The following is a 25,908-nucleotide window of genomic DNA, read 5'->3' as shown; positions in this document are numbered from 1 at the left end:
ATGGGGTTTACGGGAATAGTGATGCTAATGTGCGGACTCGGCCTGTCCTGGGCGGCTGAAGCCACCGCCCGGGGGAAGGTTGGCGTCAACGGCCTGATTGGCATCCGAACGGGATACGTGACGGATTCGCCGGAGGCCTGGCGGGCGGGACATGAGGCAGCGCGCGGACTCATACACGCGGCAGCTGCCGTTTTTGCGGTCATGGGCATCCTCGCCCTGGTCTTCGACGGCACCGAGGGAGTGCTTGCCGTCGTTGCCATTACGGGAAGCCTCGGAGTACTTGCGTTGATTCTTGCGGCTGCCTCCCGGGCGAACCGTGCTGCGGGACGGGTTGTTGCTGCGAGTGGCTCTGAACCTGCGGGGAAGCAACACTAGAGGCCGGCTCGCTGAAGGGTGATGCCGTGACCTGCTTGGAGGACGGTGGACTTCGACGCTGTGCAGCCGCCGCTTGCGAGCGGGCACCGTGGCAGGGCTGAGCAGGTCCGGCGTTTTGGCTTATTCAACCTGGTCGCTGCAGACGGGTGTGAGCCAGGAGCAGAGAGTTCCTCCACAGGCTGGGCCCTCATGATGCCGTAGAGCAGTTTTCCACATAGTGCCGGCCCACCGGTCCGGGCAGGCCTCCGCGCTGGTGGACTTGGCTTATGGAACAGGCCACTGCCCGCAATTCTCGCTCCCGGAGTCGAGCGGCTCGTCATCCGGGGGCATATCCACGTTCGGACAGCACGGGTACCGGAAATGCCGGGGGCCGCGCTGAAGAGCCGCGGGAGCCATTCAGGGCATGGACAACCAGCACACCTCCCCAGGCGGACATGGGATTGGCGCTGCCGGGTGTGTTCTGCGTGTCCGCCGGTGATGCTCCTGCTGCAGGCACGGTGTTGCCGCCCGGGTTGATGGGGATGCTCTCCCTCCAGGAGCCTGGGGAACTGGGGCAGGAAGCGGCGCTGCAGACTCTGGAGCGTCTCAACGCAGTGGTCTGCTGGGTGCAGGCGCAACAGGCACGCACCGTGTACCGGCTGCAGGAACTCACTGCGCAGAACCTATATCCACGTCCGGATCCCTACGCGGCAACTCCGGGTCCGGCTGCCAGCGCCCACGCAGCTGATACGGCTACCGAGGCTAACTTTGCCTCTAACGCGAACCCTGCGGCGGAAGCCTCGAACGATACGGCTTCGGCCGCCACCGGCAACGACCGGGCGGGTGGCCGGGATTGCAGCCGGGGTGGTGCCCGTGGCAGAGACTGGGGTGCACAGTGGGACGGGGAGTGGGTGCTCAGGGCCACCGCTGCGGAGGTCGGTGCCCTGCTGTGCCTGCCCGGAGTTACCGCGCAGCGGCTGGTCGCCGATTCGGAGCAGTTGTGCACCAGATGCCCCGAGACCTTGGCTGACCTCGAACACGGTGCCATCGATTACCGCAGGGCCCGTACGGTTGTGGACCAGACCGCTGGCCTGCGCCTCGAGGACAGCAGGGTGCTGGAGGCCGGACTGTTGCCCCTGGCCCCGGGGAAGACCGGTCCGCAGTTCGACCGCACGGCCCGCAGGATCAGGGAGGGGATGTTCCCGCAGACCATTCCGGAGCGCCACCGGGCGGCCGTGTCGGATCGCCGGGTCTGGGTGGAGGACCTGCCGGACGGGATCGGTGTCCTTTCGGCTTTCCTGCCTGCTGCTGCGGCGCACGGGATCTTCAACGGTTTGACCGGCTGCGCCCGCGGCGAGCAGAAGGCAGGGGATTCCCGGACATTGGATCAGTTGCGTGCCGATGTCTTCGTATCGGCGCTTACCGGCCAGACGACACGCTCCATGGCGGAACCGGGCATGCCGACAGGCACGGCGGCGGAACCGAGCATGCCGACAGGCACGGCGGCAGGCACGGCGGCGGAACCGACCCTAGGGATGCGAATGCGCTCGGCTGCGGAACCGACCGCGGTAAAACGTGAACCGGGCGATCGAGACAGGCCGGAAGGGGCGGGAACCGGACCGAAATCATCTTCGCGAACAAGCGAACCGTGGGTGGGCGCAACCCCGGGTTCCGATGCCCCGCAGGAGCCAGGCATGCCGGGGGAGGGCTGGTCCGCCGGGGGATTACGGGCGGAGGTGATGGTGATTGTGTCGGCCGAATCGCTGCTGGGGCTGTCGGATGCGCCGGCGGAGTTGAATGGCTACGGTCCGATCAGTGCCGAGGTCGCCCGGGACCTGCTGGCGAACATGGGCCGGTGGACCGGCTTGCTGCAGGGCGGCGACGGAGAAATCCTGGCGGTGGGCCGGCAGCGCAGGATTCCGCACGCACTCAAACGCTGGCTGCAGGCCCGTGACGGGACCTGCCGGTTCCCGGGATGCAGCGTGGCGGCAGAGAACTGCGAACTCGACCACACCCTGCCCTGGGCCGTTGGAGGGCCAACCGAGCACGGGAACCTGGCCCACCTATGCAAGGAGCACCACCGGTTCAAGACAGTCGGGTTGTGGAAGGCAAGGCAACCGGAGCCGGGCATCATCGAGTGGACTTCGCCGATGGGACGGGTCTACCGAATGGACGCGAAATTACACGGCAGGGACTTCAACGGACTTGGTTCTTCCGGGACCAGATGGTCTGGAACCGGCGGAACCGTCGGAACCGGCGGACCGAGCCCGGAGCCAGAGGAGAACATGCCGCCCTTCTGACGGCACCGACGGTCGAATCGACGGCCCGCTTTTCCTGTCCCGGCGTCGACATCCTGCCCCTGTATCTCCCGCGGCTCCGGTAATCAGGCCCGCAGCAGCTCCAGGATCCTCTTCCGCGCAGCCCTGCCCTCGGGCACGGGAAGCAGGGGATAGACATGGACCCCGCCGTCAGCGACCTGCAGCGAAACCGGGGTTCCGGCCGACTTCAGCAGTCTTTCCAGCCGGAGCACATCGGGATAGGGCAGGTCATGGGTTCCGACAAACAGGTCCGTCGGCGGCAGACCCGACAGCATGCCGTTGACGGGACTGACCCGTGGATCCGTCAGGGCGTCACCCGAAGCCCAGGCACGCGCCGCAACCCGCAGCCCGGCACGGCTGAGCCACGGATCCACCGCTTCAACCGCGGCAAGCTCCGGATTCTCCATCGCCACGTCCACCCACGGGGACAGCAGAACCAAACGCCGCGGTTGAGGCAGAGACAACTCCGTTAGCTGCTCGGCAAAGGCCAGCGCCAGTCCGCCACCGGCTGAGTCGCCCATAAAAGCCACGTCCCTGGGATCGTAGTCTTCAAGCAGCTGCCGGTACACGGACGCCAGCAGTCCTGGTGCGTCCCGGTGGTTGTACTCCGGGGCCAGACCGTAGAGCGGAACCTCCACCCGGTGGCCCGCTGCCGCCAGACGGGCGATGAACCGCCAGTGCCAGGCGCTGATCGGGCTGATGTACGAACCGCCGTGCAGGTACAACACCGCGCAGGAGGCAGTTCCGGGCACGGAGCTGCCCCCGGCCCCTGGCATCACCGAATAGCAGGAGAACCCCTCGACGCTCCTCTGTTCCACACGGAACTTCCGCAGCAGGCTTCGGGGAGGCGGGGCGGGCTGCCTCCCCTTCGCCAGTCTCGCCTCCGTACGTTCCACCGTGGCCGTCAACGGCTTCCTGGTCAGCCGTAAGAACGGTGCCAGAAGCTGCATCGGCAGGCTTGCCATCAACTCCTCCCGGCTTCTGCGTCCCGGATAAACCGCAGGACCGGCTCAGCGAGTCCGGCACCTATGACGTCAGGCGTGCGCTTCTGTCCGCGCACCTCAAAGGAGTGGTTCCCGCCCTCAATCCGTTCAACCCGGGCGTTCGGACCAATCCGATGGGCCACGGGTTCCAGCTCGCCGGGCAGGGCGAAAGTGTCACGTGTGCCTTGCAGGAACAGCATCGGCAGGGTCAGGCCGTATAAATGCTCATCGCGCAGCTTCTCCGGCTTGCCGGGCGGATGCAAAGGGTAGCCCAGATACACCAGGCCTGCCGCAGGCATGCCTTCCGCGACCGACATGGACGCCATCCGGCCGCCGAAGGACTTCCCGCACGCCCAGACCGGCCCGGCGTCGTCGCGCTCCGCCACAGTGGCCATAACGGCCTTCCACGTTTCCACGGCCACGGGAGCCCGGTCCGGAAACTTCTTCCCGGCTTCGCGGTACGGAAAGTTGAAGCGCAGGGTGGCCGCGCCGCCGTCGGTCAGGGCGCCGGTGAACCCGGTGAGGAAGGGGTGCTCCATCCCGGTTCCGGCTCCGTGGGCGACGACGACGGTCACGTCCGCGCCGTCGGGGCGGGACAATACGGCGGATACGTGCCCCTCGCCGACGGGAATGGACAGGTCAAGATGATCAACTTGCATGTGTTCAAACGTACTGCCATCCCGGGCCTCGCACCTTGAGCACAGAAGGTAATACCAGTAGACTGGAAAGCGGACAGGATCCGAAGGCCCCATAAGCGCAGCCAGTAAGTGCAGCACGCGCAGCCTCTCCTGAATTCCGCGGTCCGCCTTGGGCGACGAACCGCAAAACCACCACTCCGGCGCAGAAGCCACCGCTTTTCGGCACATCGATTCAGTGTGTCCGGAGTGCTACCCCATGCCTCTCGAAGGGAGCATCAGCTATATGTTGAAGCACGTCAATGTCACACGCAGCAGGACCACCACTTCACGATTCACCGCACAGATCACGGCCATTGCGGCCGGATGCGCACTGGTTGCCGGGGGAGTATCGGCAGCAGAGGTCGCAATGCTGAACGCAGAACCGGCCGCGAGCCAGGTCGTCGCTGAGGCCACCGCGTAACGCACAAGGCACAGCGCAGAAGAAGTCTCCGCCGTCGTTCCCACCCGGGAATGGCGGCGTTTTTGCATTTGAAGGACCGGGGACAGCGGGCTCCTAGAATAGGAGAAACACCATTCCTACATCCGGGGAGCACCGTGCCCAGAGGCAAACACCACCCGCCGCGTCCGAAACCGGCAAACAGCGAGGGCATGCTCATCGCCGATGACCTGAAGAAGGAACGGGGCTGGACCGACGGGCAGATCAAGACCTTCCTGCCCGAACCGGATCAGACCGCACGGAACCCGTTTTCCCGCAAGGCAGCCCCCATGAAGCTCTACGCCCTGGAACGCGTCGAAGCCATCGAGGCCACGCCGGAGTACCAAAAGGCCCGGGAGGCCTCCCGCAACCGTCAGCTGGCAGCCCGGGAACGTGCCCTGGTGAAGAAGAAGGCAGCGGTCGCCGTCGCCGAAGCGCTGGACCTGCGCATTGTTCCCGAGCCGTGGGAAACCATGCAGCGCAAGGCGATCGAGCATTTCAACGGCAGGCTCCGCGGCAAGCAGTCCCCGGCCAGCCTCTCCACGGCACCGTCGCGGCTAAACCGGCTGACCGTGAACTACCTGCGCCACCAGCAGACTTCCTACGAGGAGGAGCTCAAGGAATTCAAGGGCGTGGTGGGCGTCGGGGAGGCTTACCTGGTGGTCCGCAACCGCATCCTGGACCTGATTGCCGCCACCTACCCGCAGCTGAAGGCCGAGTGTGACCGGCAGAAATTCGATGCACCGGACCTTCCCGACGGCGTGACGCTGTAGCCGCCGGGAAAACCGGGACGCGGCGCTAGTCGAAGGTCACGACCACCTTGTCGGCAGCACCCGGGGTCTGTGCCAGCGTGAGGGCGTCCAATGCTTTATCGAAGGGCAGCGTGTCGCTGATGATCAGCGCGTACTTCTGCCAGTTTTCGATGATGTCCTCGGTCACTTCGAAGATCTCCGTCGGATAGCCCATGGCAAAAACGATGGTGAGTTCGGTGGTGAGGATCGTGCCGAAGTCGAGCTCGACGGGCTTCTTATGGACCGCCACGACGCCGAGCACTGCTCCCTGCTTGGCGAGGCCGGCGACGGTAGCGGGGATGACGGGTGCGCCGGCCGCGTCCAGGAAGATGTCGGTACCTGACCGGACCCCGCGGACCATCATGGTTGCTCCGTCACCGTGCAGCTCCACGAGCCGGGCGGCAAGGTCCTCTTCTGCGGAGTTGATGACGGCGTCCGCGCCGATCTGGAGGGCCTTCTCAAGGCGGGACGCGATGACGTCGACGACGACGATGTGGCCCACACCGCGGCGTCGGTAGCCGAGGAGGGCGCCGAGGCCGATGGGACCGGCACCGAAGATCACCACTTTGTCACCGGGCTTGGGATTGGTGCGGTTCACGGCGTGGAGGGCCACGGCCATCGGTTCGTTCAGGGCGGCCACTTCCCACGGAATGTCCTTGGGAATGACTTTGAGCTGGCGGCCAAGGGCTGCGTCGTGAACCACCACGTACTCCGAGAGCCCGCCCTGCGCACCGCCGCTGCCGAGCAGCCCGTCAGTGAAAGCCATCGTGTCAATCACCACGTGGTCGCCTACCGCGATGCCGTCGACCTCGGAGCCGACTTCCGCCACCTCGGCCGCCGGTTCGTGGCCCAGCGGTGTTGCACCCTGACGGGGCGGAATGCCGCCGATGTGGCTGTAAAACGCGTCTGATCCGCAGATCCCGCAGGCCTTCATCTTCAGCAGGACGTCGCTGGGCCCGATGGTGGGCTGCTCAACCTCAACCCATTCGTTGGTGTCCGGGCCGGTGACGTAGACAGCTTTCATAGCAGTGTTCTCCTTAGTGATGACGGGGATCTCCCCGCTCCCGATGCTACGCGAGCCGAACCGGGATGAAGGGTTTCGAAAGCGGCCCTGCACAGCAAAAAGCGGGGTCCCATCATGTTGGGACCCCGCTTCCATAGGCAGGCAGTTACTGCTGGCCGGCTGCGGGCAAGCCGCGGCCCAACCGCAGAGCCGGATTAGACGCCGTAGTACAGCTCGAACTCGAACGGGTTCGGGCGCAGTGCCAGCGGCAGGATTTCGAATTCACGCTTGTACGAGATCCAGCTGTCGATCATGTCCTGGGTGAACACGCCGCCGGCCTGAAGGAACTCATTGTCGTTCTCCAGGGCAACCAGTGCCTCTTCGAGCGACGCCGGGGCCTTCTGGATGTGCTTGGCCTCTTCGGGCGGCAGTTCGTAGAGGTCCTTGTCGATCGGGTCAGCCGGCTCGATGCGGTTCTTGATGCCGTCCAGGCCCGCCATCAGCTGCGCGGAGAACGCCAGGTAGGGGTTGGAGGAGGGGTCCGGAGCGCGGAACTCGAGGCGCTTGGCCTTCGGGTTGGAACCGGTGATCGGGATGCGGATAGCGGCGGAGCGGTTGCCCTGCGAGTAGACCATGTTCACGGGAGCTTCGAAGCCCTTGACCAGACGGCGGTAGGAGTTGACCGTCGGGTTGGTGAAGGCAAGCACGGCCGAAGCGTGCTTGAGCAGGCCGCCGATGTACCAGCGGGCCAGATCGGACAGACCGGCGTAGCCCTTCTCGTCGTAGAACAGCGGCACGCCGCCGTTCCACAGCGACTGGTGGCAGTGCATGCCCGAACCGTTGTCACCGAAAATCGGCTTCGGCATGAAGGTGGCGGACTTGCCCCAGGCATCGGCCACGTTCTTGACGATGTACTTGAACTTCTGCAGGTCGTCAGCCGCGTGGGTCAGGGTGGTGAACTTGTAGTTGATTTCAGCCTGGCCGGCACCGCCGACCTCGTGGTGGGCGCGTTCGACTTCGAGGCCTACGTTGTCCAGCTCCACGCTGATGGCGTCGCGCAGGTCGGCCTGCTTGTCCACGGGTGCCACGGGGAAGTAGCCGCCCTTGTACGGCGTCTTGTTGCCCAGGTTGCCGCCGTCTTCCTCGCGGCCGCTGTTCCAGGGCGCCTCGATGGAGTCCACCTTATAGAAGCTGCCCTTGGGGGAGGACTCGTACTGCACGTTGTCGAAGATGTAGAACTCGGCCTCGGAACCGAAGAAGGCCGTATCGGCGATGCCCGTGGAGGCCAGGTAAGCCTCGGCACGCTCGGCAACGCCGCGCGGGTCGCGGTGGTACGGCTCGCCGGTACGCGGGTTCACAATCGAGAAGTTCAGCGCGAGGGTCTTCTCGATGCGGAAGGGATCGACAAACGCCGTCGTCACATCCGGGATGAGCTGCATGTCGGACTCTGCAATGCCCTGGAAGCCGCGGATGGATGAGCCGTCGAACAGCTGACCGTTGACGAAGAAATCGGCATCTACGGTTTTGGCCGGCACGTTGAAGTGCTGCTGCACTCCGGGAACGTCGGTGAATCGGATGTCGACGAACTTCACTTGCTCGTCAGCGATGAACCTGAGGACTTCGTCCGCGTTCTTGAACATCGTTTATGTGCTCCTATACAACTGTTTGGGTGGAAGACCTCGGGCTGCAAGACCTGGCTGGCGCCGGGCCCTTTGAACGTCCCGCGCGTCACCTTGACCCTAAAGGGGCATGGTTTCCCGGCGGTGACGCATGTGTTTCCGGTACGTTACGCAGTCGATGGTCTCCCTTCCACCCTATCCGCAACCACGGGGGACAGTGATAATGGAGGGTGCCTTTCCGCCGTTGCCACCCGGGTAGTCTTTAACCGTGGTCGATAGAAGCGATATAGGTTCCTGGCTGGAAGGCCCTCCCTCCGATGAGAGTACGTGGCCGGGCAAACGCCTCGGCCGCCCGCGTACCGGACCGGGATCCATTGCGCGCGTCGGTCCCCGGCTGGGTGCCTTGGTCATCGACTGGGCCATCGCCTCGCTCATTGCCTACTGGCTCTTCGGCGGAGATGACTTTGCCATCCTGGCGATCTTTGCCGTAGAGCAGATCCTCCTCGTCAGCCTCCTCGGCTACAGCATCGGTCACCGCGTCTTCAGCCTGCAGGTGCAGAAAATGGACGGCCGTCCGGCCAACATTCCGGCTGCGATTGTCCGCACGCTGCTGCTGTGCCTGGTGATCCCGGCGGTGGTGTTCGACGCCGACCAGCGCGGCCTGCATGACCGCGCCATGGGCACGGTCCTGGTGAAGGTGAAGCACTAGGCTTCCACCGGACCACAGAATCTGGCAGATTCCGGGTATGAAACTACTGATTCTGGGCGGAACCGCCTGGCTGGGTCACCACACCGCCGTCGCTGCACTGGCTGAAGGTCACGACGTCACCTGCGCCGCCCGCGGCAGCTCCGGCGAACCGCCGGCCGGAGCGGATTTCCTCAGGGTGGACCGCGACGCCGACGACGGCCTCGCAGCAGCCGCACAGGAGCACTGGGACGCTGTCATCGACGTCTCCCGCCAGCCCGGACAGGTGCGCCGCTCCGTCCGCGACCTGAGGGCCGCCGCGGGCTTCTATGTGTTTGTCTCCACCGGCAACGTCTATGCCAGCCAGCGGGAATTCGGCCAGGACGAGGATGCCCCGCTGCTGGCACCCCTGGCGGCAGACGTCATGGAGAGCATGGAAAGCTATGGTCCCGCCAAGGTCGCCTGCGAGCAGGCGGTCACTGACGGCTTCGGCGACGGCTCCCATGCCATAGTCCGTGCAGGGCTCATAGGCGGCCCGGGGGATACCTCGGGCCGCAGCGGATACTGGCCGGTGCGCTTCGCCCAGGGCGGCTCAGTCCTCGTGCCGGACGTGCCGAACCAGCCGACGCAGCTCATCGACGTCCGGGACCTGGCACAGTGGCTCGTGCTCGTGGCTGAGCAGCGGACCGCCGGAGTGTTCAACGCGGTGGGGGAGACGCTGCCGTTCTCAGGGCACCTGGCCGAGGCAGCGTCGGCAGCAGGGGTCAGGGAGCCAGATGCGCGGGAGTCATGGGTGGCGGATTCCGCCCTTCCACCGATTACCGTACCGGCCCCGCCGCAATGGCTCCGCGAACAGGGCGTGAACGAGTGGTCCGGTCCCCGGTCGCTGCCGCTCTGGCTGGAAGATCCGGACTGGCACGGCATGAACGCCCGGTCGAATGCACGCGCGCATTCCGCCGGACTCCGGCTTCGACCGCTGCTGCAGACGCTCAAGGACACCCTCGCCTGGGAGGAAGCCGCCGGCGTCGGACGTCCGCGGGGAGCTGGACTCACCCTGGCGGAAGAACACGACCTGCTGGTCCGGCTGGCGGACGCGGATTCCCTGCTGCCGGATGGGACCTAAGGGCAAAACAAAAGGGCCCCCAGTAAAGGGGCCCTTTTGGTGGAGAATCGGCTAGCGTCCGCGGGTTGCCTTGCGGTCCGGACGGGCGCGGTACGGGTCGATGCCCTTGGGGATCGGCAGCCGGGTGCCAAGCGCCGAGAGCCGCTTGTTGACGGTGGCGACTTCCTGCTTGGTCAGTGCCTTGGGGAGCTTCTTGGCCGTGGTCGCCACCTTGGACAGCGGAACCTGGCCTTCGCCGCGGCCGGTGTGGATGACCGTGATCGGAACCTTGGGGACGATCCGGTTCATCCGGCGCCGTTCGCCGTCGGCAAGTGCCTTGGCGCGGGCGGGCGAACCTTCGGTGACCAGGACGATGCCGGGACGGCCGATGGCCCGGAACACGGCTTCCTGGGTGCGGGGGTTCACGGCGACGGGCTGTTCTTCCAGGATCCAGCCGCGGCGCAGCACGCTCAGGGCGGCGCCGGAGGCTCCCGGCTGGCCTTCAATCTGTGTGAATGCCGCCCGCTCGGCACGGCGGGACAGGATGAATACTGCCGCGAGCAGGCCGAGCGGGATGGCGATGATGAGCATCGTGATCCAGTTGTCGATCAGGAAGCCGATCAGCAGGCCCACGGCGATGATGCCGAGGAACGCGCCGAGCATCAGCCATACGACGTTGGGGTCATTGCGCCGGGTCATCTTGAAGACCTGGGCAATCTGCTTCATGCGCCCTTCCTTCTTGGGCTTCTTTTCCCCCTTCGCCTTGCGGGAAAAGACGCCTTTGCGGGCGCTCTGGGATGCGTCTGAATCGGTGCTTTTGGCCATAATGAGTTCATTCTACGTGATGTGAGGCGTGCGGTTAGGAACGTTGTGCGGTTAGGCGGAATTCGGTACACAGGGGTTGGCGCAGTGCCCGGGGGACCGGGCCGCCGTCACCTGCGGGCGAGGATGGAGGAGGCTTCCTGGAGCGTGCTCCCGGAATCCTCGATGTGGGCCAGCTGCGGAGGCAGTTCGCGTCCCTTGCGGCGCATGGCCGTAGCCCAGAGCCTTCCGGCACGGTAGGAGGAGCGAACCAGGGGACCGCTCATCACGCCGAGGAAACCCAGTTCTTCTGCCTCGGTGCTGATATCGACGAATTCCTGCGGCTTGACCCAGCGGTCCACGGGCAGATGGCGTTCGCTGGGGCGCAGGTACTGGGTGATGGTGATCAGGTCGCACCCGGAGTCCCGCAGGTCCTTCAGAGTTCCGGAAATCTCCTCACGCGTCTCACCCATGCCCAGGATCAGGTTGGACTTGGTGACCATCCCCATGTTCTGGCCCTGCGTGATGACGTCCAGGGAGCGCTCGTACCGGAAGGCAGGCCGGATCCGCTTGAACAGGCGGGGAACCGTTTCCACGTTGTGGGCGAAGACCTCGGGCCGGGCTTCGCAGATGTCGATGATGTGCTCCACTTTCCCGGAGAAGTCCGGAATCAGGATCTCGACGCCGGTGCCTGGGTTCAGTTCGTGGATTTTGCGGATCGTTTCGGCGTAGAGCCAGACACCCTCGTCCTCGAGGTCGTCGCGGGCCACACCGGTGACCGTGGCGTAGCGCAGGTTCATCTGCTGGACCGAGCGGGCGACTTTGGTGGGTTCCATCAGGTCCAGCGGCGAGGGCTTGCCGGTGTCGATCTGGCAGAAGTCGCAGCGCCTGGTGCATTCGGAGCCGCCGATGAGGAACGTTGCTTCACGGTCCTCCCAGCATTCGAAAATATTGGGGCAGCCTGCTTCCTCGCAGACGGTGTGCAGGCCTTCCTTCTTGACCTGCTTCTTCAGCTCCACGTATTCAGGGCCCATGTTTACCTTGGCCTTGATCCATTCGGGCTTCCGTTCCACGGGGACGGCGGCGTTGCGCTGTTCAATGCGCAGCAGGCGCCGTCCTTCAGGGGCGAGGGTCACAGCAGGGCTCCTTTCGGCCGGCTGCCGGCAGGGACGGCGCCGATGCCGGGGGAGTTCTTCGAGGGGGTGGTGCCGGTCAGGTCCGCCTCACGGGCGGCAAGTTCGTCTTCCACGCGGGCGACGACGTCGGCCGGGGACACTGCTTGTCCCGTCTCGGCGCTGATCGACGTGGTTCCCGCGTCGCTGATGCCGCAGGCAATGATCTGGCTGTACGGCGCCAGATCATTGCTGCAGTTCAGCGAAAATCCATGCATGGTGACGCCTTGGTGGACGCGGATGCCGACGGCTGCAATCTTCCGGTCCGGAAGTCCGAAGGGCCGCCCGTCTCCGCGGACCCACACCCCCGAACGGCCTTCGACGCGGACCCCGGGGATTCCGTAGTCCTGCAGCACGCTGATGACAGCCGCTTCCAGGGCGTCAACATAGGCCAGCACACGCGCGGGATCGGAGAGCTTCAGGATCGGATATCCCACCAGCTGTCCCGGACCGTGCCACGTCAGCTTCCCGCCGCGGTCCACGTTGACCACTTCAGTTCCGTCAAAAGGCCGCTCGTGCGGCTCGGTACGCCGCCCGGCGGTATAGACAGGGGTGTGTTCAAGCAGCAGCACCGTGTTCGGTGCCTTGCCCTCAAGAACCTGCCGGTGCAGCTGCTGCTGGAGGTCCCAGCCTGCTGAATATTCCACGTAGTGCGGAGACAGGCCTACGCGGGTGAACTCCAAAGCCATGGCCCCTAGCCTAGACCTCCGTAGACGTAATGTGGACCACACTTCAGGCGTGCCCGGCCGGCGCAGTTTCCCGGCGTCCCGCACCCGTCCCGCTACCCTGTGGATAACTGCTCCGCGGACCGGGCGGAGGGTAAGACTTTGCTTTCATGGACACGACCCAGCCGGTGGAACCCCCTACGAGAGATTCCGCAGCCAGTGGCGGTATTCCACTGCCTCCCGCGCCTGCTGCACCCGAAGTGCCGGGTTTCCGCGTAGAGCGATTGCTGGGAATGGGCGGCAGCGCTGCCGTGTGGCTTGTGCGGGACGACGACGGCGCTCCGTTCGCGCTCAAAGTCCCGGCAACCGGGGCAGAAGGGGCACTCAACGCCTTCGAAGCCCGACGGGAAGTCAATATTCTTGCCCGCCTGGAGCACCCGCATCTGCTGCGGATGCACGCGGTGGTCGAGACGAATCACGGCGCGGGGCTCCTCAGCGGATACGCGGCCGGCGGGAGCGCGGCGGGTCTGGTGGCCGCCCGGGGGCCGGTCCAGCCCGGAGAAGCGGTCAGCATCCTCGTGGGGATAGCGGAAGCCCTGGGATATCTCCATTCGCGGGGTGCGGCCCACGGGGACGTATCACCGGGAAATATCCTGTTCACCCCGGAGGGCAGGCCGCTGCTGGCGGACTTTGGGTCGGGGCGACTGCTGGGGGAGCCCGGAGCGAAGCGGCCGGGGACGCCCGGGTTCGCTGCGCCGGAGGCCGCTGACGGGGAAGGGCCCGGGCTGGGTGCGGCAATGGATGTGTATGCGTTGGCGGCGGTGGGCTGGTTTCTGCTGACCGGACGCACTCCGCCGCCCAGCCGCGACCGGCCCCCGCTGTCGATTCTGGTCCCGGACGTGGGCCGGGAGCTGCCGGCCCTGCTGGAGGCGGGATTGGCGGAGGATCCCGCCGAACGGCCTACGGCTGGGGAATTTGCGGCGGCGGCATACCGGGGCGCTCCCGCGCTGCCCGTGGACCTGGTGGCCGCTGTCCATCCGGATGTCCATCCCGAACTGCTGACGCGCCGGACCGGTTCCGCCGGGTCCGCGACTCAGAAACGGACACGCCGGTGGCGGAAGCGTGGCCCGTCCGGAAGAGCTGGCGGGCCGGAACCGGAACGGGGACGCAGCAGGGCACTTGGACGCAGGCACGATCGCGGCCGCAGGCAGGCGAACGGAAGCAGGCACGATCGCGGACGTAGGCAGGCGAACGGAAGAGGCGGAGTGCCGGGTGCAGCGGGAATCAGCCGGTGGGGAAGGGACAGGCTGGACCGTCAGCACGCAGGACGCCGCCGCGTATCCCGCAGTTCCCCCGCTGGAAGCAGGGTGTTTCCCGTGGCAGCCACAGTGGTGGTTGTTGCGGTCCTGCTGCTTGCCGGCATAGCGCTCGCCGCCCCTGATCTCCTGCGTGCCCGTGGTGCAGGTGCCGGTGACCGGGAAGGTTCACCCGGCGGTTCCCGGGGTGCCCCGAGCACCTCCGCACCGGTGGCGGCACCTTTGCCCGGCGCATCGACGGCCGAAGCTCCAGCACCGCCCGCCACGCGGGAAACCGTAGAAACCGTGGAATCACTCCTGGCAGAGACCGCCGCCGAGGACCCCGCGCAGGCCCTGCCCGCGCTCGCCGAACTGCGGAGCAGGTCCTTTACCAGCGCAGACCCCGCGCTGCTTCACCATGTGAATGCTCCGGGGTCAGAAGCGCTGCAGGCGGACCAGGACCAGGTCGCCCGGCTGGCTGCGGAAGGGCAGGCCCTGTCCGGCCTGGCCATGGAGGTATCCGTGGTGGACGGCAGCCGGACTGCTCCGACGACGCAGGAAACGGCAACGGCCGAACTGCGGGTTCGGATGCAGGTTTCCGGCTACACGCAGGTTGACAGCGCCGGGGCGGTGCTGCGTTACGCACCAGCAGAGCAGCAGGAGGTGCTGCTGGTGCTGGTGCGAAACGAGGGACAATGGCGGATCAGCCGGATCCTGGCTCCATAGTGAGGCTGCTGGCTACACGGACAAGTCAGTGGCGAAAGATAGGATCATTCCATGAGTCCAACTGCATACCTCCGTTACCCCGATCTGCACGGGGACCTCCTCACTTTTGTCGCCGAAGACGATGTCTGGATGGCTCCGGTCAGCGGCGGCCGCGCGTGGCGGGTTTCCGCGATGCAGCTGCCCGCCCGCAGCCCGAAGTTCTCCCCGGACGGGAGCCGGCTGGCCTGGCAGGTGGTCCAGGGCGGTGCCCCGGAAATCGTCACGGCCGACGTCGACGGCGGGAACTTCCGGCAGCTGACCTTCTGGGGCAGCCAAAGCACGCGGCTCAAGGGCTTCAACTCGGCCGGACACGTCATTGCCACCTGCTCTGTGGAGCAGGAGGATAACCGGCTGCGCTGGGCGTTCACGGTTCCTCTCGACGGCACGGCGCCGGTGAAGCTTCCGTACGGCCCGGTGGAGACCATTGCTGAAGGACCCGCAGTGGGCGATGAACGCCCGATGGTGATCGGGAGCATGCTCACCCGTGAGCAGGCATGGTGGAAGCGCTACCGCGGCGGGACCGCGGGAAAGCTCTGGATCGATGCCGACGGCAATGGAGAATTCCTTCGCCTTGTGCCGGAACTGGACGGCAACCTGTCGGACCCGATGTGGATCGACGGCCGGGTGGTCTTCCTTTCGGACCATGAAGGCTACGGCAACCTCTATTCCGTGACGCCCCAGGGGAACGATCTTCGCCGGCACACCGACTTCGAAGGCTTCTATGTTCGTCACGCCTCCTCCGACGGCAGCCGGATCGTGTTCGAATCGGCGGGACGTATCTGGCTCCTGTCTTCGCTGGACGCCGAAGCGCAGCCGCTGGACATCGTCCTGGGCTCGGCGCGCACTGCCCGCCGGCCGCGTCCCCTTAACGTCGCAAAGCATTTGTCAGCGGTTGTTCCGGATACCAAGGGAACCGCCAGCGTGGTGGAAAGCCACGGAACCCTGCACTGGCTGACCCACCGGGACGGGCCGTCGCGCGTGATCGAAGCAGACTCGGCCGTCCGCGCCCGTCTGGGCAGGCCGTTGGACGGGTCCCGTGCCGTGTACGTGGCGGACCGCAACGGCGAAGAAGCGATCTACATCAAGGATGTTTTTGCCGACCTTCCCGCGGATACGGCGAGTGCGGCTGCCAAGGAAGGGGTGGGGATTCCTGCTGCCGGTGCCGGTGAGGGCGACGGTTTGGTTCTGCCCAGCCCGGTGTCCGCGACCGGTGCTGCCGTTCCGGCCGCCCAGGAGATCGGCGACGGAGCCGGAGACGCCGGAACGGGCAACGCCGCGGTACACGGCGCAGGTGCGCAGGAGGGTGCCGCAGCCGACGCTACCGCCGGCGTCGTCCGCGTAGGGTTCGGCCGCCCCACCCGCATCAGCCAGCTCGTTCCCAGCCCGGACGGACAGCACGTGGGAGTCTCCACCGAATACGGTGAAGTGTTTGTGTTGGACGTCGCCACGGCCGAGCTGTTCCCCGTTGCGTCCACCGGCTTCGGTGCCGTCGACCAGCTGGCTTTCTCTCCGGACTCGCAGTGGCTCGCCTGGGCCGAACCCTCCAGCGGCGAGGGACGGTCACGGATCCGCCTGCGGTCCGTGCGGGATACGGCAGCCCCCGTGATCGATATAACCGACGGCCGGTTTACCGACCATGATCCTTCGTTCACCACTGACGGCCGTTACCTGGCGTTCCTTTCGGAGCGCAGCTTCGACCCGGTGTACGACACCCACCGGTTCGACCTCAGCTTCCCGTCCTCCACGAAACCGTTCCTCGTTGCACTGGCAGCCGGGACGCCTTCGCCGTTCGGCCCGTCGGTGTCGGGGACTTCCATTGCTGCTTCCAAAGCCACGGCGGAGTCCGCAACCGAATCAGACGCGGCACAGGACACGGTGGCGCCGGTGCAGGTGGATGCCGAGCGGATCGGCGACCGCCTGATCGCCGTGCCGGTACCCCAGGGGCGCTACGAAAAACTCCGGCCGGCAGAGGGCGGACTTCTCTGGCTGGCCTCCGACATCTACGGGGTGACCGGCGACGGCCGGGCTTCGGCCGCGGACCGTGATCCGGCCTCCCGGCTGGAGTGCTTTGACCTGGCGAAGAAGGACGTCTCCGTCCTGGTTCCGGCGCTGGACGATTTCGAAGTCAGCGGCGACGGCACCAAGGTAGTGCTGCGCCACGAGGGCAGCGTCCGGATGGTCCCCGCTGCCGCCCGGGTGGAGGAGGACTCGGCCGACAACGTCCGCGTTGACCTGGAGCGCATCCGGGTCCGGATCGATCCCGTGAAGATGTGGGGTCAGGCATTCGATGAAGCGTGGCGCCTGCAGCGGGACTTCTTCTGGGCTCCGGACATGGGCGGGCTGGACTGGGAAGGCGTCCACGCCCGGTACCGCCCGCTGGTGCAGAACCTCGGCAGCCATGACGACCTGGTGGACCTGCTGTGGGAAATGCATGGCGAACTAGGCACCTCCCACGCCTACGTCACTCCCGCGCCGGTCACTGAACAGGGATCCGGGGGGCAGGGTTTCCTCGGCGCCGATCTGCGCCCCGGGGCCGGCGGGTGGGAAGTGGTCCGGATCCTCGGGGCCGAGTCCTCGGATCCGGAGGCCACGTCTCCCTTGACGGCTCCAGGAGCCGGCGTTCACCCCGGTGATGTTATTGCCGCAGTGGACGGGCAGCCGGTTCCGGCGAACGAGGGACCGGCAGTCCTGCTCGCCGGTGCCGCCGGCCGCACCGTCGAACTGACTGTTGTGTCCGCCGGCAAGGACGGCGCACCGGAGCAGCGGCGGATCGCCGTCGTTCCGCTGCGAAGCGAGGAACGCCTGCGTTACCAGAACTGGGTCAGCGCCAACCGCCGCATCGTGCGGGAAGCCTCCAACGGTGAGTTCGGCTACCTGCATATCCCCGACATGATGGCCAACGGGTGGTCGCAGCTGCACCGGGACCTGGACCAGGAAGCGTCCCTGCGCGGCCTGGTGGTCGACGTCCGGCGGAACCGCGGCGGGCACACGTCCCAGCTGGTTGCCGAGCTGATCGGGCGGAAGGTCACGGCCTGGAGCAACCCCCGAGCGGGCACGCCCACACCGTACCCGTCACATGCTCCGCGGGGGCCGGTAGTGATCCTCACTGACGAGTTTGCCGGTTCCGACGGCGACATCGTCACCCAGGTCTCCAAGCTGCGGGGCATCGGCCCGGTAGTCGGCACGCGCACCTGGGGCGGGGTCGTCGGAATCGACGGACGCTTCAGCCTGGTGGACGGAACCGCGGTGAACCAGCCGCGGCACGCCTACTGGTTCACGGGCGGTGCCGGCTGGGGCGTGGAAAACCGTGGAGTGGAGCCGGACATCGAGGTTGCCTTCCCGCCGCACGCCTATGTATCCGGGGACGACCCGCAGCTGGAACACGGTGTCGGCATCCTGCGCGAAATGCTCTCCGAGCTGCCGACGGACGAGCCCCCGGCCATGACGGGCTACCCCGTCCTGCAGCCCGCCCCGTTGCCGCCGCGCCCGCAGGAGCATATGGAAGAGGCGGACCCGTCCTTGCCTGCACCGGTGAGTGCAGGTACCGGAGCGGACGCAGCGAGCCGGGATAACCGGCACTAGTCGCCTCGTAGGCTACGGAAAATCCGGTTGACGGCCCGGACCGCCGCCCCAGCGGCCGGGCCCGGCCCGGACGGCGCCCGGCCCTGGAGCGCCGGGGCCGGGGACATACCCAATTGGCGCCGCACAGCGGATCAAGGCCTGCCGGCCGTTGAAGACGGGAAATGGCCGGAGTAATCTTCCAAAAATGGGGAGTTCCCCGATTCCCCACGAAATCACGCCGCATTCTTAGGCGTGGCCCCCGGGCAACCCGTGCACGTGACCTGCCAAGCAGCCCGCGCCGAGGACGATGCCGCCCATCCTCGAAGCAAGGAATGAGTACCGGAATGCGCCCACAATACCTGCGCTGGGGCCCCATCGGGCTTGTCGCCCTCGGAGGCGGAGCCGGTGCTGCCAGCCGCGAGGGCCTGTCCCTGGTCATACCGAACCTCGGTGAAGTGCCGGTGGCGATCCCGATCATCAACGTGGTCGGCGCCTTTCTGCTCGGCTACCTCTACGAGGCTGTCACTCGCCTGGACAGGTCGGGCCCGGCCGGGAAGAACCTCAAGCTGCTGCTTGGGACCGGCTTCTGCGGCGGCTTCACGACCTACAGCTCGCTGGCCACCGACACCGCCGTGCTTTTCCGCGACGGTTTCCCCTGGACCGCCATAATCTATGCCCTCGGCACGGTGATCGTCGGTGCCTGCGCCACTTGGGCGGGCATCGCCGCCGCAAGCGGTCTCCACGCCCGCGGCTCGGACCCGCAGCATAAGCAGGAGGATGCTTCATGACTCCCGGAATTTTCCTGCTGCTGGCGCTGGCCGGTGGGTTCGGCGCCGTGGCGCGGTTCATCGTGGACGGGCTGATCCGAGACCATTTGAAGACAGATTTCCAGTGGGCGACGACGATCATCAACGTCTCCGGCTCCCTCGTGCTCGGCCTGCTCACCGGCCTCACCATCGAGCACTTTGTGTCGACCGACCTCAGTATCGTGATCGGGACCGGCTTCCTCGGCGGCTACACCACCTTCAGCACCGCGAGCTACGAGACCGTGCAGTTGATCAAGGAGGGCCGTTACGGTGCATCCTTCATCAGCGGTATCGTCATGCTGGTGCTCTCAGTGGCGGCCGCCGTGATCGGCCTCTGGGTAAGTGCCTCGGTGTAAAAAGAAGCGAAGCACAAAGGGCGCTTATGTGCGCTTGGCCGCGGGAATGTAGTTGGCAATCACCAGGAAAACCCATGTGGTGAGGATGTACGGCCAGGTGTAGGTGGGAGCTGAAAGATCGTGCATGATCACTGTCACCACCGCAGTGACCACCGTTCCGATTACGGCCAAAATCCACGAGAGCGTGCTGCTGCGGAGGAAGACCACGGCGAGGGCAATCGTGGTGAGTACACCGGAGTAGCCGGCCAGGCCGTTGGCCGTCTCGGTGAGGGCCTCTCCCATTGCCAGGGCGCACAAGCTGCCCACCACACTGCCCAGCAACCCGGCCAGCCCTACTTTCCAGCTCGCGACGAACAGGCCAAGCAGAATGAGTGCCCCCGACCCGACGTTGTTGATCAGTACCACTTCAGAGACATTCGTCAGCAGGGAGCGTGCAAAGGCGAGCGATTCGGAATCGATGGTGGCCGACGGCGCCGAGGTCACGTGCAGTGCCTCCGTGCTGAGCAGTATTCCCGTCGCGACGATGCAGAACGGTGCCGTCGTGGACGGCAGGGAGAACACCCTCAGTGGTGTCTTGGTGAACAGTGCAACCACCAGCCACGTCACCGGGGCACAGAGCAAGCCGCCGATGAGCGCGATGGGATACGCCGCCCACTGACCCCCAATGGTTGAGAACGTCGCAGCCCCAACAAGGGCGCCGCAAAAACCTTCCAGGCCTGATGTCACCGAGGACGAATCGGCCTTGAGCAGGCGCCCTCCCACCGTGTTTCCCGCGCAGCCAATCAGTACGAGCACGGCCATGCGCCAGTCGGCCACAACGAAGGCGGCCAGGATCAGCAGCGCCGTGTAAATATTGCTTTGGAAGAAGATCTGCGACAGCCCCTGGCCCCAGCCCTTCAGCCAGCCCGCACTGGAGATGGATGGGTTCGGTGATGCCGTACCGGCGCTGCTCATATGTGCTCCGTTCGCGGGGCATCGTCAGGCGGCGCGCCCTTCCCGGGCTCCTGCCCCACCTCCGGCCGGCCCGGTGCCCTCGTACCGCCTCCGGTGCCGGCCCCGCCGCTCGCCAGCGCCCATCGCTCCTCCACATGACCCAACCTCCAGTACGCGGTAGAGGTCAACCAGACCAGTATCAGCGTGGCCACGACGATGTAGCCCACGTTCTCAAGGTCGATGGCAGCTACCCACCCGGTGAGCGGGTCCCGCAGCCCGAGCTTCTCATTCAGCAACCCGACCAGCTCAATGCCGCCGATCATGACGGCAATCATGACTGAGAGCCCGGTAATGGTGAGGTTGTAGTACAGCTTGCGAACCGCGTTGACGCTCGCCCATCCATAGGCTTTCACCATGACGGCTGAATCGAGCGTGTCGAACAGGCTCATGCCTGCGGCAAAGATCAGGGGCAGGCAGAGGACGGCATACCAGGGAAGCCCCGTCGCTGCCCCGGTTCCGGCCAGCACCAGCAGGGCAATCTCGCTGGCGGTGTCGAAGCCGAGTCCGAACAAAAAGCCAACGGCATACATCTTCCCCGGGCGGTCGATCGTCCGAAGCATCGGCCGGATGAGGCGGCTGATGAGGCCTCGGCCCTGCAGGTGCCGCTCCAGCTCCAGTTCGTCGAGGTCGCCATTGCGCGAGGCCCGCCAGACCTTGAGGATTCCGATGAACGCCACGGTATTGATGAGTCCGATGAGCAGCAGGAAGACTCCGGAGACGACCGTGCCGAAGACACCGAGCCCATTGCGGACGGCATTGCCGTCGTCGCTGAGCCCCACCGCCCAGCTCACGCCGAGCGCCAGCAGCGCCGCCATGAGGAAGACGATGGTGGAGTGACCGAGGGAGAAGAACAGCCCGACGCCGGCGGCAGGCCTGCGCAGGTCCACGAGTTTGCGGGTGGTGTTGTCGATTGCAGCGATGTGGTCGGCGTCGAAGGCATGCCGCACGCCGAGCACATACGCCACCACTGCAATGCCCACCCCGAAGACGGAGGAACCCAGCTGCAGATGCAGCGGCTCGACCAGGAAGAAGAACAGTCCGAAGCCCGCAATGTGCAGGAGCACGACCGGGATGAAGGCACGCACCACCTGTGCCCGGTAGGAGCGCCCCTGCGTCGCGGCTTCCTCTTGCATGTTGTTATGCACCGTCACACCCCTCTCTAGCTCTTTCGGATTACGGGTGCCCGCTTCCCAGTCAGCAATTCATGCACCGCTGATGCAGCGGCAGTGTTTGCGGCCGCCACAGCTACGGTGTCGTTGCCCACCAGGCGCATCCACACACCGGCATCGCCGGGTAATGTGCTCACCCCGAAGATCAGGTCACCGCCGCTCTCGGTGAGCGCCCGGTGCAGGGTATCGGCGAGCTGGGCCGCCGGAACAAGGGGCGTGAAGACGTAGAGCATGGCGAGCACATCGTGGTTGGCAAGCACGCCCAGCCCGCCGACGCCGGAGACTGCTCCGTCGGCTCCCGCTCCTGGGCTGAGCCGAACCCGGTCGAGGGCAACCAGCCTGCCGTCCGGCCGCCGCACCTCGAGGTCGGAGGCGTACACATCGTAGGCGTGCCGCTCCCCGCGGGCGAGCCTGCCCGCGTACATGGTGTCGCCGAGCAGCAAGGTTGCCGACTCGTCGATCACCACCGATGTCTGCTGGTAATAGCGCGAAGCAGCGAAGGGCACCACTGGCTCGGGCAGGTACTCCACATACCCGCCTTCTTCTACCGTGATGTTCATCAGCGCGGAGGCGTAGTCGTGGTCCATGCGGTAGACCCTGGTCTGGGTCTGAGTGGTGATGTGCGCCGAAGTACCGGGGCCGAAGCTCAAATCGGTGCGCAGCCGGTCTCCCTGCAGAATGCCGCCGCCTGAGGACATCAGGTAGGTGTAAGCCATGTCGGGGCGCAGCTGGTTGAAATAGAGCGGATGCATGATCTGCAACGGCGACTTCTGGTAGTGCTGCACCAGCTCGGTACGGCCCCGGTTGCAGGCGAACCCAAGCTGCAGAATGCCGACTTTGCCCGGGCTGCCGACGGGGAGATTCCTCCACTCTTCCTCGGTGTGCCGCCGAACTTCGGCAGGCACCCGGCCTGGCTCATAAAACGCCGGATCCAGCCGGTAGCCGCCCGTGCCCGGTGCCGTCCGCCCGGCGTCGCCGGAAACCGGCGGACGGGGGAGAGGGCTCACGCCCGCGAGACCGACGGCACCCGCCGCGGTGTTCCCGGCGGGTGCCGGTGCGCTTCGCGGATCCGTAGCCCTGAGCGTCATCCTATGAGCTCGGTTCTGGCACCGTTCCACTGCGACATGATTTGTTGGTGGAGTTCATCGACCCCGAACCCGGTGAGTGAATTGGTCAGCACCACGGGCCGATCCTCGCGTACCCGGTGTGCGTCGGACTCCATCACGTTGAGGTCGGTGCGGACATACTGCGCGATGTCGATCTTGTTGATCACCAGGATGTCGCTGTCGGTGATGCCGGGACCGCGCTTGCGCGGCATCTTCTCTCCTTCAGCGGTGTCGAGCACGAACACGAACACATCGGCAAGCGCCGGTGAGAAGGTAAGCGTTAAATTGTCGCCGCCGGACTCGTAAATGAGCGTGTCGATGTCGGGAAACCGTTCCAGCATCTCCGCACCGACGGCCAGGTTCATGGTTGGATCGTCGCGCACGGCCGTATGCGGACAGGAGCCGGTCTCGACGCCCATCACCCGCTCGGGGTCGAGGATGCCGGCCAGCTCCCTGCGCACGTGGTGGGCATCCTCCTGGGTATAGATGTCATTGGTGATGACGCCGGGGGTGCGCCCCGCCTCGATCAACAGCGGCACCAGCGCTTCCGTCAGCGCCGTCTTGCCGCTGCCCACGGGCCCGCCGATGCCGATCCTCAACACGTTCTCACTCATGAAGTCCTCGTTTCCGGTGGATCTGCTGTTTTCATGTGGGCGCTCATCGGCGCCGTTCCGTTCGGGTCCGGGCTGCCGTCCTAACTGGCGAACAAGCGTGCCTCGGCCCTCTCATGCTGTGCTGACATAACGTCCGCCATGGGCGCAAAGCCGCCAAGATCGGTGAGATTGCGCTCCAGGGCGGCCTCCGTCACCTGCTCTATGACAGGGGATGTCTGAAGCAGGATGGCCTGCGCCTGCCGGTGGTCGGTCAGCCGCAGGCGAAGGGCTGCCCCGACGAAGCTCGCCGAGAAGGCGAACAGGTCCGATGCCACGGCCTGCCGGGTCGCGACTCCGTTGGCTGCGTACACCACCGCCGCCGCGACCGGTTGGCAACCGGGCGTGCTACGCAGCCGTACCCGCTCGCCATACTCGGCGAGGAGTCCCTGGTCAATCAATTCGGCCCCCAGATCAATCAGCTGGTGGCCGCTGCGTACGGAGGCGGTGCGCATTTCGGCATTCAGTTTCGAGGCGAACAGCCGCTGGTCGACCTCCTGCACAAGTTCGATGTCGCCGTCTGCCGCGGCGCGGTGCGCTGCAGCAAGTGCCGTTGCGTCCCCGGGGCCGACGGAGTGCAGCAGCAGATCGGCCAGCAGCTGCTGCACTCCGTCAGCAGACACGAGCCGCGCCTGCCTGTAACCCTCGAGCCCGTGCGACATCGTGTAGAAGCCGCTGGGAAACGCCGAGTCAGCGAACTGCAGGCTGGTCAGCAACTGGCGTACATCCGACATGCCGTGTCCCTACGCGAGGAAGAACAGCTGGGTCATCGGCAGGGACTGGGCCGGCGGGATGGTGGCCAGCGTGCCGTTGTACGTCACGTCGTATGTCTCCGGGTCCACCTCGATCACAGGCGTCGCGTTGTTGCGGACCATGTGCTCCTTGCCGATGCCGCGGCAGCGTTGCACCGGCAGCACCTGGCTCTCCAGTCCGAGCCGCTCCGGCACGCCCTTGTCGATGGCCGCCTTCGACATGAAAGTCACCCGTGTGCTCTGCAGCGCCTTGCCCTGCGCACCGAACATGGGCCGGTAAAACACGGGCTGCGGGGTGGGCAGCGAGGCATTCGGATCACCCATCAGTGCCCAGTTGATCAAGCCGCCCTTGACGATCAGCCGGGGCTTGGCGCCGAAGGATTGGATCGGCCAAAGCACGATGTCGGCTATCTTGCCGGCCTCCAGCGAGCCGATGTAGTCGGACACGCCCTGGGTGATGGCCGGGTTGATCGTGATCTTGGCGAGGAAGCGCAGCACCCGGAAATTATCGTTGTCGCCGCTGTCCTCCGGCAGTGCGCCACGCTGGTCCTTGCAGTGGTGGGCGATCTGGAAGGTGCGCATAAACGATTCGCCGATGCGACCCATTGCCTGGGAGTCGGACGAGACCATCGAAATGATCCCTTCATCGTGGAAAACCGTCTCCGCGGAGATCGTCTCGGCCCGCACCCGGGAATCCGCGAAGGCGACGTCTTCGGGGACGTCGTGGGAGAGGTGGTGACAAACCATCACCATGTCGAGCAGTTCATCCACTGAATTGACGGTGTAGGGCAGGGTCGGGTTCGTCGAGGACGGGAGCACGTTCGGGTGGCCGGCCACCTTGATGATGTCCGGGGCGTGGCCGCCGCCGGCACCCTCGGTGTGGAAGGTGTGGATGGTGCGGCCGTCGATGGCGTCAAGGGTGTTCTCCACATAACCGGCCTCGTTGAGGCTGTCTGTATGCACCGAGATCTGCACATCGTAGTCATCGGCCACGGAGAGTGCGTTGCTGAGCGCAGCCGGCGTCGTGCCGTAGTCCTCGTGTACCTTGAGTCCGCATGCTCCGGCCTCGACCTGTTCTATCAGGGCATCGGGCAGCGAGCCGTTCCCCTTGCCGAGGAAGCCCATGTTGACCGGCATCCCTTCGGCCGATTCCAGCAGCCGGGCGAGATTCCAGACGCCGGGAGTGGTGGTGACGCCGTTGGTGCCGTCGGTGGGTCCCGTGCCGCCGCCGAAGAGGGTCGTGATGCCGTTGGAGAGGGCAGCCAGCGCCTGTTCCGGCGAAATATAGTGCACGTGTGAGTCGATGCCGCCGGGGGTGGCGATGAAGTGCTCGCCGGCCAGCAGTTCGGTCCCGGGGCCAACCACCAGGCGCGGATCGACTCCGCTCTGGGTGTGCGGGTTTCCGGACTTGCCGATACCGGCGATCTTGCCGTCACGCACACCGATGTCGCCCTTAATGACACCCAGCACCGGGTCCAAGATGATTGCGTTGGTGATCACCAGATCAAGCACGCCTTCCGCGGAGGTTGCCTGGGGATCGGCCGCCATGCCGTCACGTGCGGTCTTGCCGCCGCCGTAGACCACCTCGTCACCGTAATGGCCCTCGTTGTAATCCTTCTCGATCTCGATCACCAGATTGCTGTCCGCCAGGTGGACCCGGTCGCCGGTGGTCGGACCAAAGAGATCGGTATACTGCTTGCGCGAGATTTTCGCCATCACTTCTTCCCCTCTTCCGGGCGGCCCGTTTGTGCTGCAGGGCCCGCGTTGTTTGCACTGGGTTTGGAGCTCGGTTTTCCGTCGGAAAATCCGAGCTCCTTCATCCGCGCCATGGCGCGGATCTTCGTGGCCG

Annotated in this window: 23 protein-coding genes; 10 read left to right on the top strand and 13 right to left on the bottom strand. The window is 65.8% G+C overall.

What is annotated here, in order from left to right:
• The first annotated feature begins 27 nt into the window (after positions 1 to 27).
• Positions 28 to 375 carry an SdpI family protein gene (locus NNX38_RS11310; protein ID WP_255798077.1) on the top strand — a complete coding sequence of 116 codons (348 nt, stop codon included), beginning with the start codon at positions 28 to 30 and terminating at the stop codon, positions 373 to 375.
• A 434-nt stretch (positions 376 to 809) separates the two neighbouring features.
• Positions 810 to 2,654 (top strand): HNH endonuclease signature motif containing protein, encoded by a 1,845-nt coding sequence (locus tag NNX38_RS11305; protein ID WP_255798076.1) that lies wholly within the window; start codon positions 810 to 812, stop codon positions 2,652 to 2,654.
• 83 nt (positions 2,655 to 2,737) lie between these two features.
• Here the strand turns inward: NNX38_RS11305 and NNX38_RS11300 are convergent, their stop codons facing one another.
• Complete coding sequence (locus NNX38_RS11300; RefSeq protein WP_255798075.1) at positions 2,738 to 3,424, bottom strand: alpha/beta hydrolase; 687 nt, start codon at positions 3,422 to 3,424, stop codon at positions 2,738 to 2,740.
• A gap of 212 nt (positions 3,425 to 3,636) precedes the next feature.
• Positions 3,637 to 4,314: an alpha/beta family hydrolase gene (locus NNX38_RS11295; protein WP_255798074.1), complete on the bottom strand. Its 678-nt coding sequence runs from the start codon at positions 4,312 to 4,314 to the stop codon at positions 3,637 to 3,639.
• A 262-nt stretch (positions 4,315 to 4,576) separates the two neighbouring features.
• Here NNX38_RS11295 and NNX38_RS11290 point away from each other — a divergent pair, with 262 nt between their 5' ends.
• Positions 4,577 to 4,753, top strand: a complete 177-nt coding sequence (locus NNX38_RS11290) for a hypothetical protein (protein WP_255798073.1) — start codon at positions 4,577 to 4,579, stop codon at positions 4,751 to 4,753.
• 134 nt (positions 4,754 to 4,887) lie between these two features.
• A complete protein-coding gene (locus NNX38_RS11285; protein WP_255798072.1) occupies positions 4,888 to 5,541 on the top strand; it encodes a hypothetical protein in 654 nt (217 codons plus the stop codon).
• A 25-nt stretch (positions 5,542 to 5,566) separates the two neighbouring features.
• Here NNX38_RS11285 and NNX38_RS11280 read toward each other — a convergent pair whose 3' ends face one another.
• Complete coding sequence (locus tag NNX38_RS11280) at positions 5,567 to 6,583, bottom strand: zinc-binding dehydrogenase (protein WP_255798071.1); 1,017 nt, start codon at positions 6,581 to 6,583, stop codon at positions 5,567 to 5,569.
• Positions 6,584 to 6,777: 194 nt separating this feature from the next.
• On the bottom strand, positions 6,778 to 8,202 hold the full coding sequence (gene glnA, locus NNX38_RS11275) for a type I glutamate--ammonia ligase (protein ID WP_255798070.1): 1,425 nt from the start codon (positions 8,200 to 8,202) through the stop codon (positions 6,778 to 6,780).
• Positions 8,203 to 8,449: 247 nt separating this feature from the next.
• Between glnA and NNX38_RS11270 the strand changes: the two genes are divergently transcribed.
• Positions 8,450 to 8,890, top strand: coding sequence for an RDD family protein (locus NNX38_RS11270; protein WP_255792701.1), 441 nt, complete (start codon positions 8,450 to 8,452; stop codon positions 8,888 to 8,890).
• A 37-nt stretch (positions 8,891 to 8,927) separates the two neighbouring features.
• A complete protein-coding gene (locus NNX38_RS11265) occupies positions 8,928 to 9,989 on the top strand; it encodes an NAD-dependent epimerase/dehydratase family protein (RefSeq protein WP_255798069.1) in 1,062 nt (353 codons plus the stop codon).
• A 51-nt stretch (positions 9,990 to 10,040) separates the two neighbouring features.
• Here the strand turns inward: NNX38_RS11265 and NNX38_RS11260 are convergent, their stop codons facing one another.
• From NNX38_RS11260 to lipB, 3 genes are all read right to left on the bottom strand, one after another.
• A complete protein-coding gene (locus NNX38_RS11260) occupies positions 10,041 to 10,793 on the bottom strand; it encodes a DUF4191 domain-containing protein (protein WP_255798068.1) in 753 nt (250 codons plus the stop codon).
• 107 nt (positions 10,794 to 10,900) lie between these two features.
• Positions 10,901 to 11,905 (bottom strand): lipoyl synthase, encoded by a 1,005-nt coding sequence (gene lipA / locus NNX38_RS11255; RefSeq protein WP_255798067.1) that lies wholly within the window; start codon positions 11,903 to 11,905, stop codon positions 10,901 to 10,903.
• Complete coding sequence (lipB, locus tag NNX38_RS11250; protein WP_255798066.1) at positions 11,902 to 12,630, bottom strand: lipoyl(octanoyl) transferase LipB; 729 nt, start codon at positions 12,628 to 12,630, stop codon at positions 11,902 to 11,904. Before lipB ends, lipA begins: the two co-directional genes overlap by 4 nt.
• A gap of 146 nt (positions 12,631 to 12,776) precedes the next feature.
• On the opposite strand from lipB, the gene NNX38_RS11245 reads away from it, so the two are divergent.
• The 4 genes from NNX38_RS11245 to crcB all read left to right on the top strand — a co-directional run bounded on the left by NNX38_RS11245 (position 12,777) and on the right by crcB (position 19,389).
• Positions 12,777 to 14,627 (top strand): serine/threonine protein kinase, encoded by a 1,851-nt coding sequence (locus NNX38_RS11245; RefSeq protein ID WP_255798065.1) that lies wholly within the window; start codon positions 12,777 to 12,779, stop codon positions 14,625 to 14,627.
• Positions 14,628 to 14,678: 51 nt separating this feature from the next.
• Positions 14,679 to 18,248, top strand: a complete 3,570-nt coding sequence (locus tag NNX38_RS11240; RefSeq protein WP_255798064.1) for a S41 family peptidase — start codon at positions 14,679 to 14,681, stop codon at positions 18,246 to 18,248.
• A 323-nt stretch (positions 18,249 to 18,571) separates the two neighbouring features.
• The gene (locus NNX38_RS11235; protein WP_255798063.1) at positions 18,572 to 19,015 is read left to right on the top strand and encodes a CrcB family protein; all 444 of its coding nucleotides are present in this window, start codon (positions 18,572 to 18,574) and stop codon (positions 19,013 to 19,015) included.
• Positions 19,012 to 19,389 carry a fluoride efflux transporter CrcB gene (crcB, locus tag NNX38_RS11230; RefSeq protein ID WP_255798062.1) on the top strand — a complete coding sequence of 126 codons (378 nt, stop codon included), beginning with the start codon at positions 19,012 to 19,014 and terminating at the stop codon, positions 19,387 to 19,389. The genes NNX38_RS11235 and crcB overlap by 4 nt, the downstream gene beginning before the upstream one ends.
• 24 nt (positions 19,390 to 19,413) lie before the next feature.
• Here the strand turns inward: crcB and NNX38_RS11225 are convergent, their stop codons facing one another.
• The 6 genes from NNX38_RS11225 to ureC form a co-directional block, all read right to left on the bottom strand.
• Positions 19,414 to 20,343, bottom strand: coding sequence for an urea transporter (locus tag NNX38_RS11225; protein ID WP_255798061.1), 930 nt, complete (start codon positions 20,341 to 20,343; stop codon positions 19,414 to 19,416).
• Positions 20,340 to 21,515 (bottom strand): HoxN/HupN/NixA family nickel/cobalt transporter, encoded by a 1,176-nt coding sequence (locus tag NNX38_RS11220; RefSeq protein WP_255798060.1) that lies wholly within the window; start codon positions 21,513 to 21,515, stop codon positions 20,340 to 20,342. Before NNX38_RS11220 ends, NNX38_RS11225 begins: the two co-directional genes overlap by 4 nt.
• A gap of 26 nt (positions 21,516 to 21,541) precedes the next feature.
• A complete protein-coding gene (locus NNX38_RS11215; protein WP_255798059.1) occupies positions 21,542 to 22,558 on the bottom strand; it encodes an urease accessory protein UreD in 1,017 nt (338 codons plus the stop codon).
• A 77-nt stretch (positions 22,559 to 22,635) separates the two neighbouring features.
• A complete protein-coding gene (gene ureG / locus NNX38_RS11210) occupies positions 22,636 to 23,271 on the bottom strand; it encodes an urease accessory protein UreG (protein WP_255798058.1) in 636 nt (211 codons plus the stop codon).
• Between the two features lie 80 nt (positions 23,272 to 23,351).
• Positions 23,352 to 24,041 carry an urease accessory protein UreF gene (locus tag NNX38_RS11205; RefSeq protein ID WP_255798057.1) on the bottom strand — a complete coding sequence of 230 codons (690 nt, stop codon included), beginning with the start codon at positions 24,039 to 24,041 and terminating at the stop codon, positions 23,352 to 23,354.
• Between the two features lie 9 nt (positions 24,042 to 24,050).
• Entirely contained in the window at positions 24,051 to 25,775 is a 1,725-nt protein-coding gene (ureC, locus tag NNX38_RS11200; protein WP_255798056.1) for an urease subunit alpha, read from the bottom strand.
• Positions 25,776 to 25,908 lie beyond the last annotated feature (133 nt).

The organism is Arthrobacter sp. zg-Y238, from assembly GCF_024385525.1.
GTDB classification, from domain to species: domain Bacteria; phylum Actinomycetota; class Actinomycetes; order Actinomycetales; family Micrococcaceae; genus Arthrobacter_B; species Arthrobacter_B jinronghuae.
The sequence above is the reverse complement of the archived record's forward strand: the minus strand, read 5'-3'. Positions and strand labels throughout refer to the sequence as shown.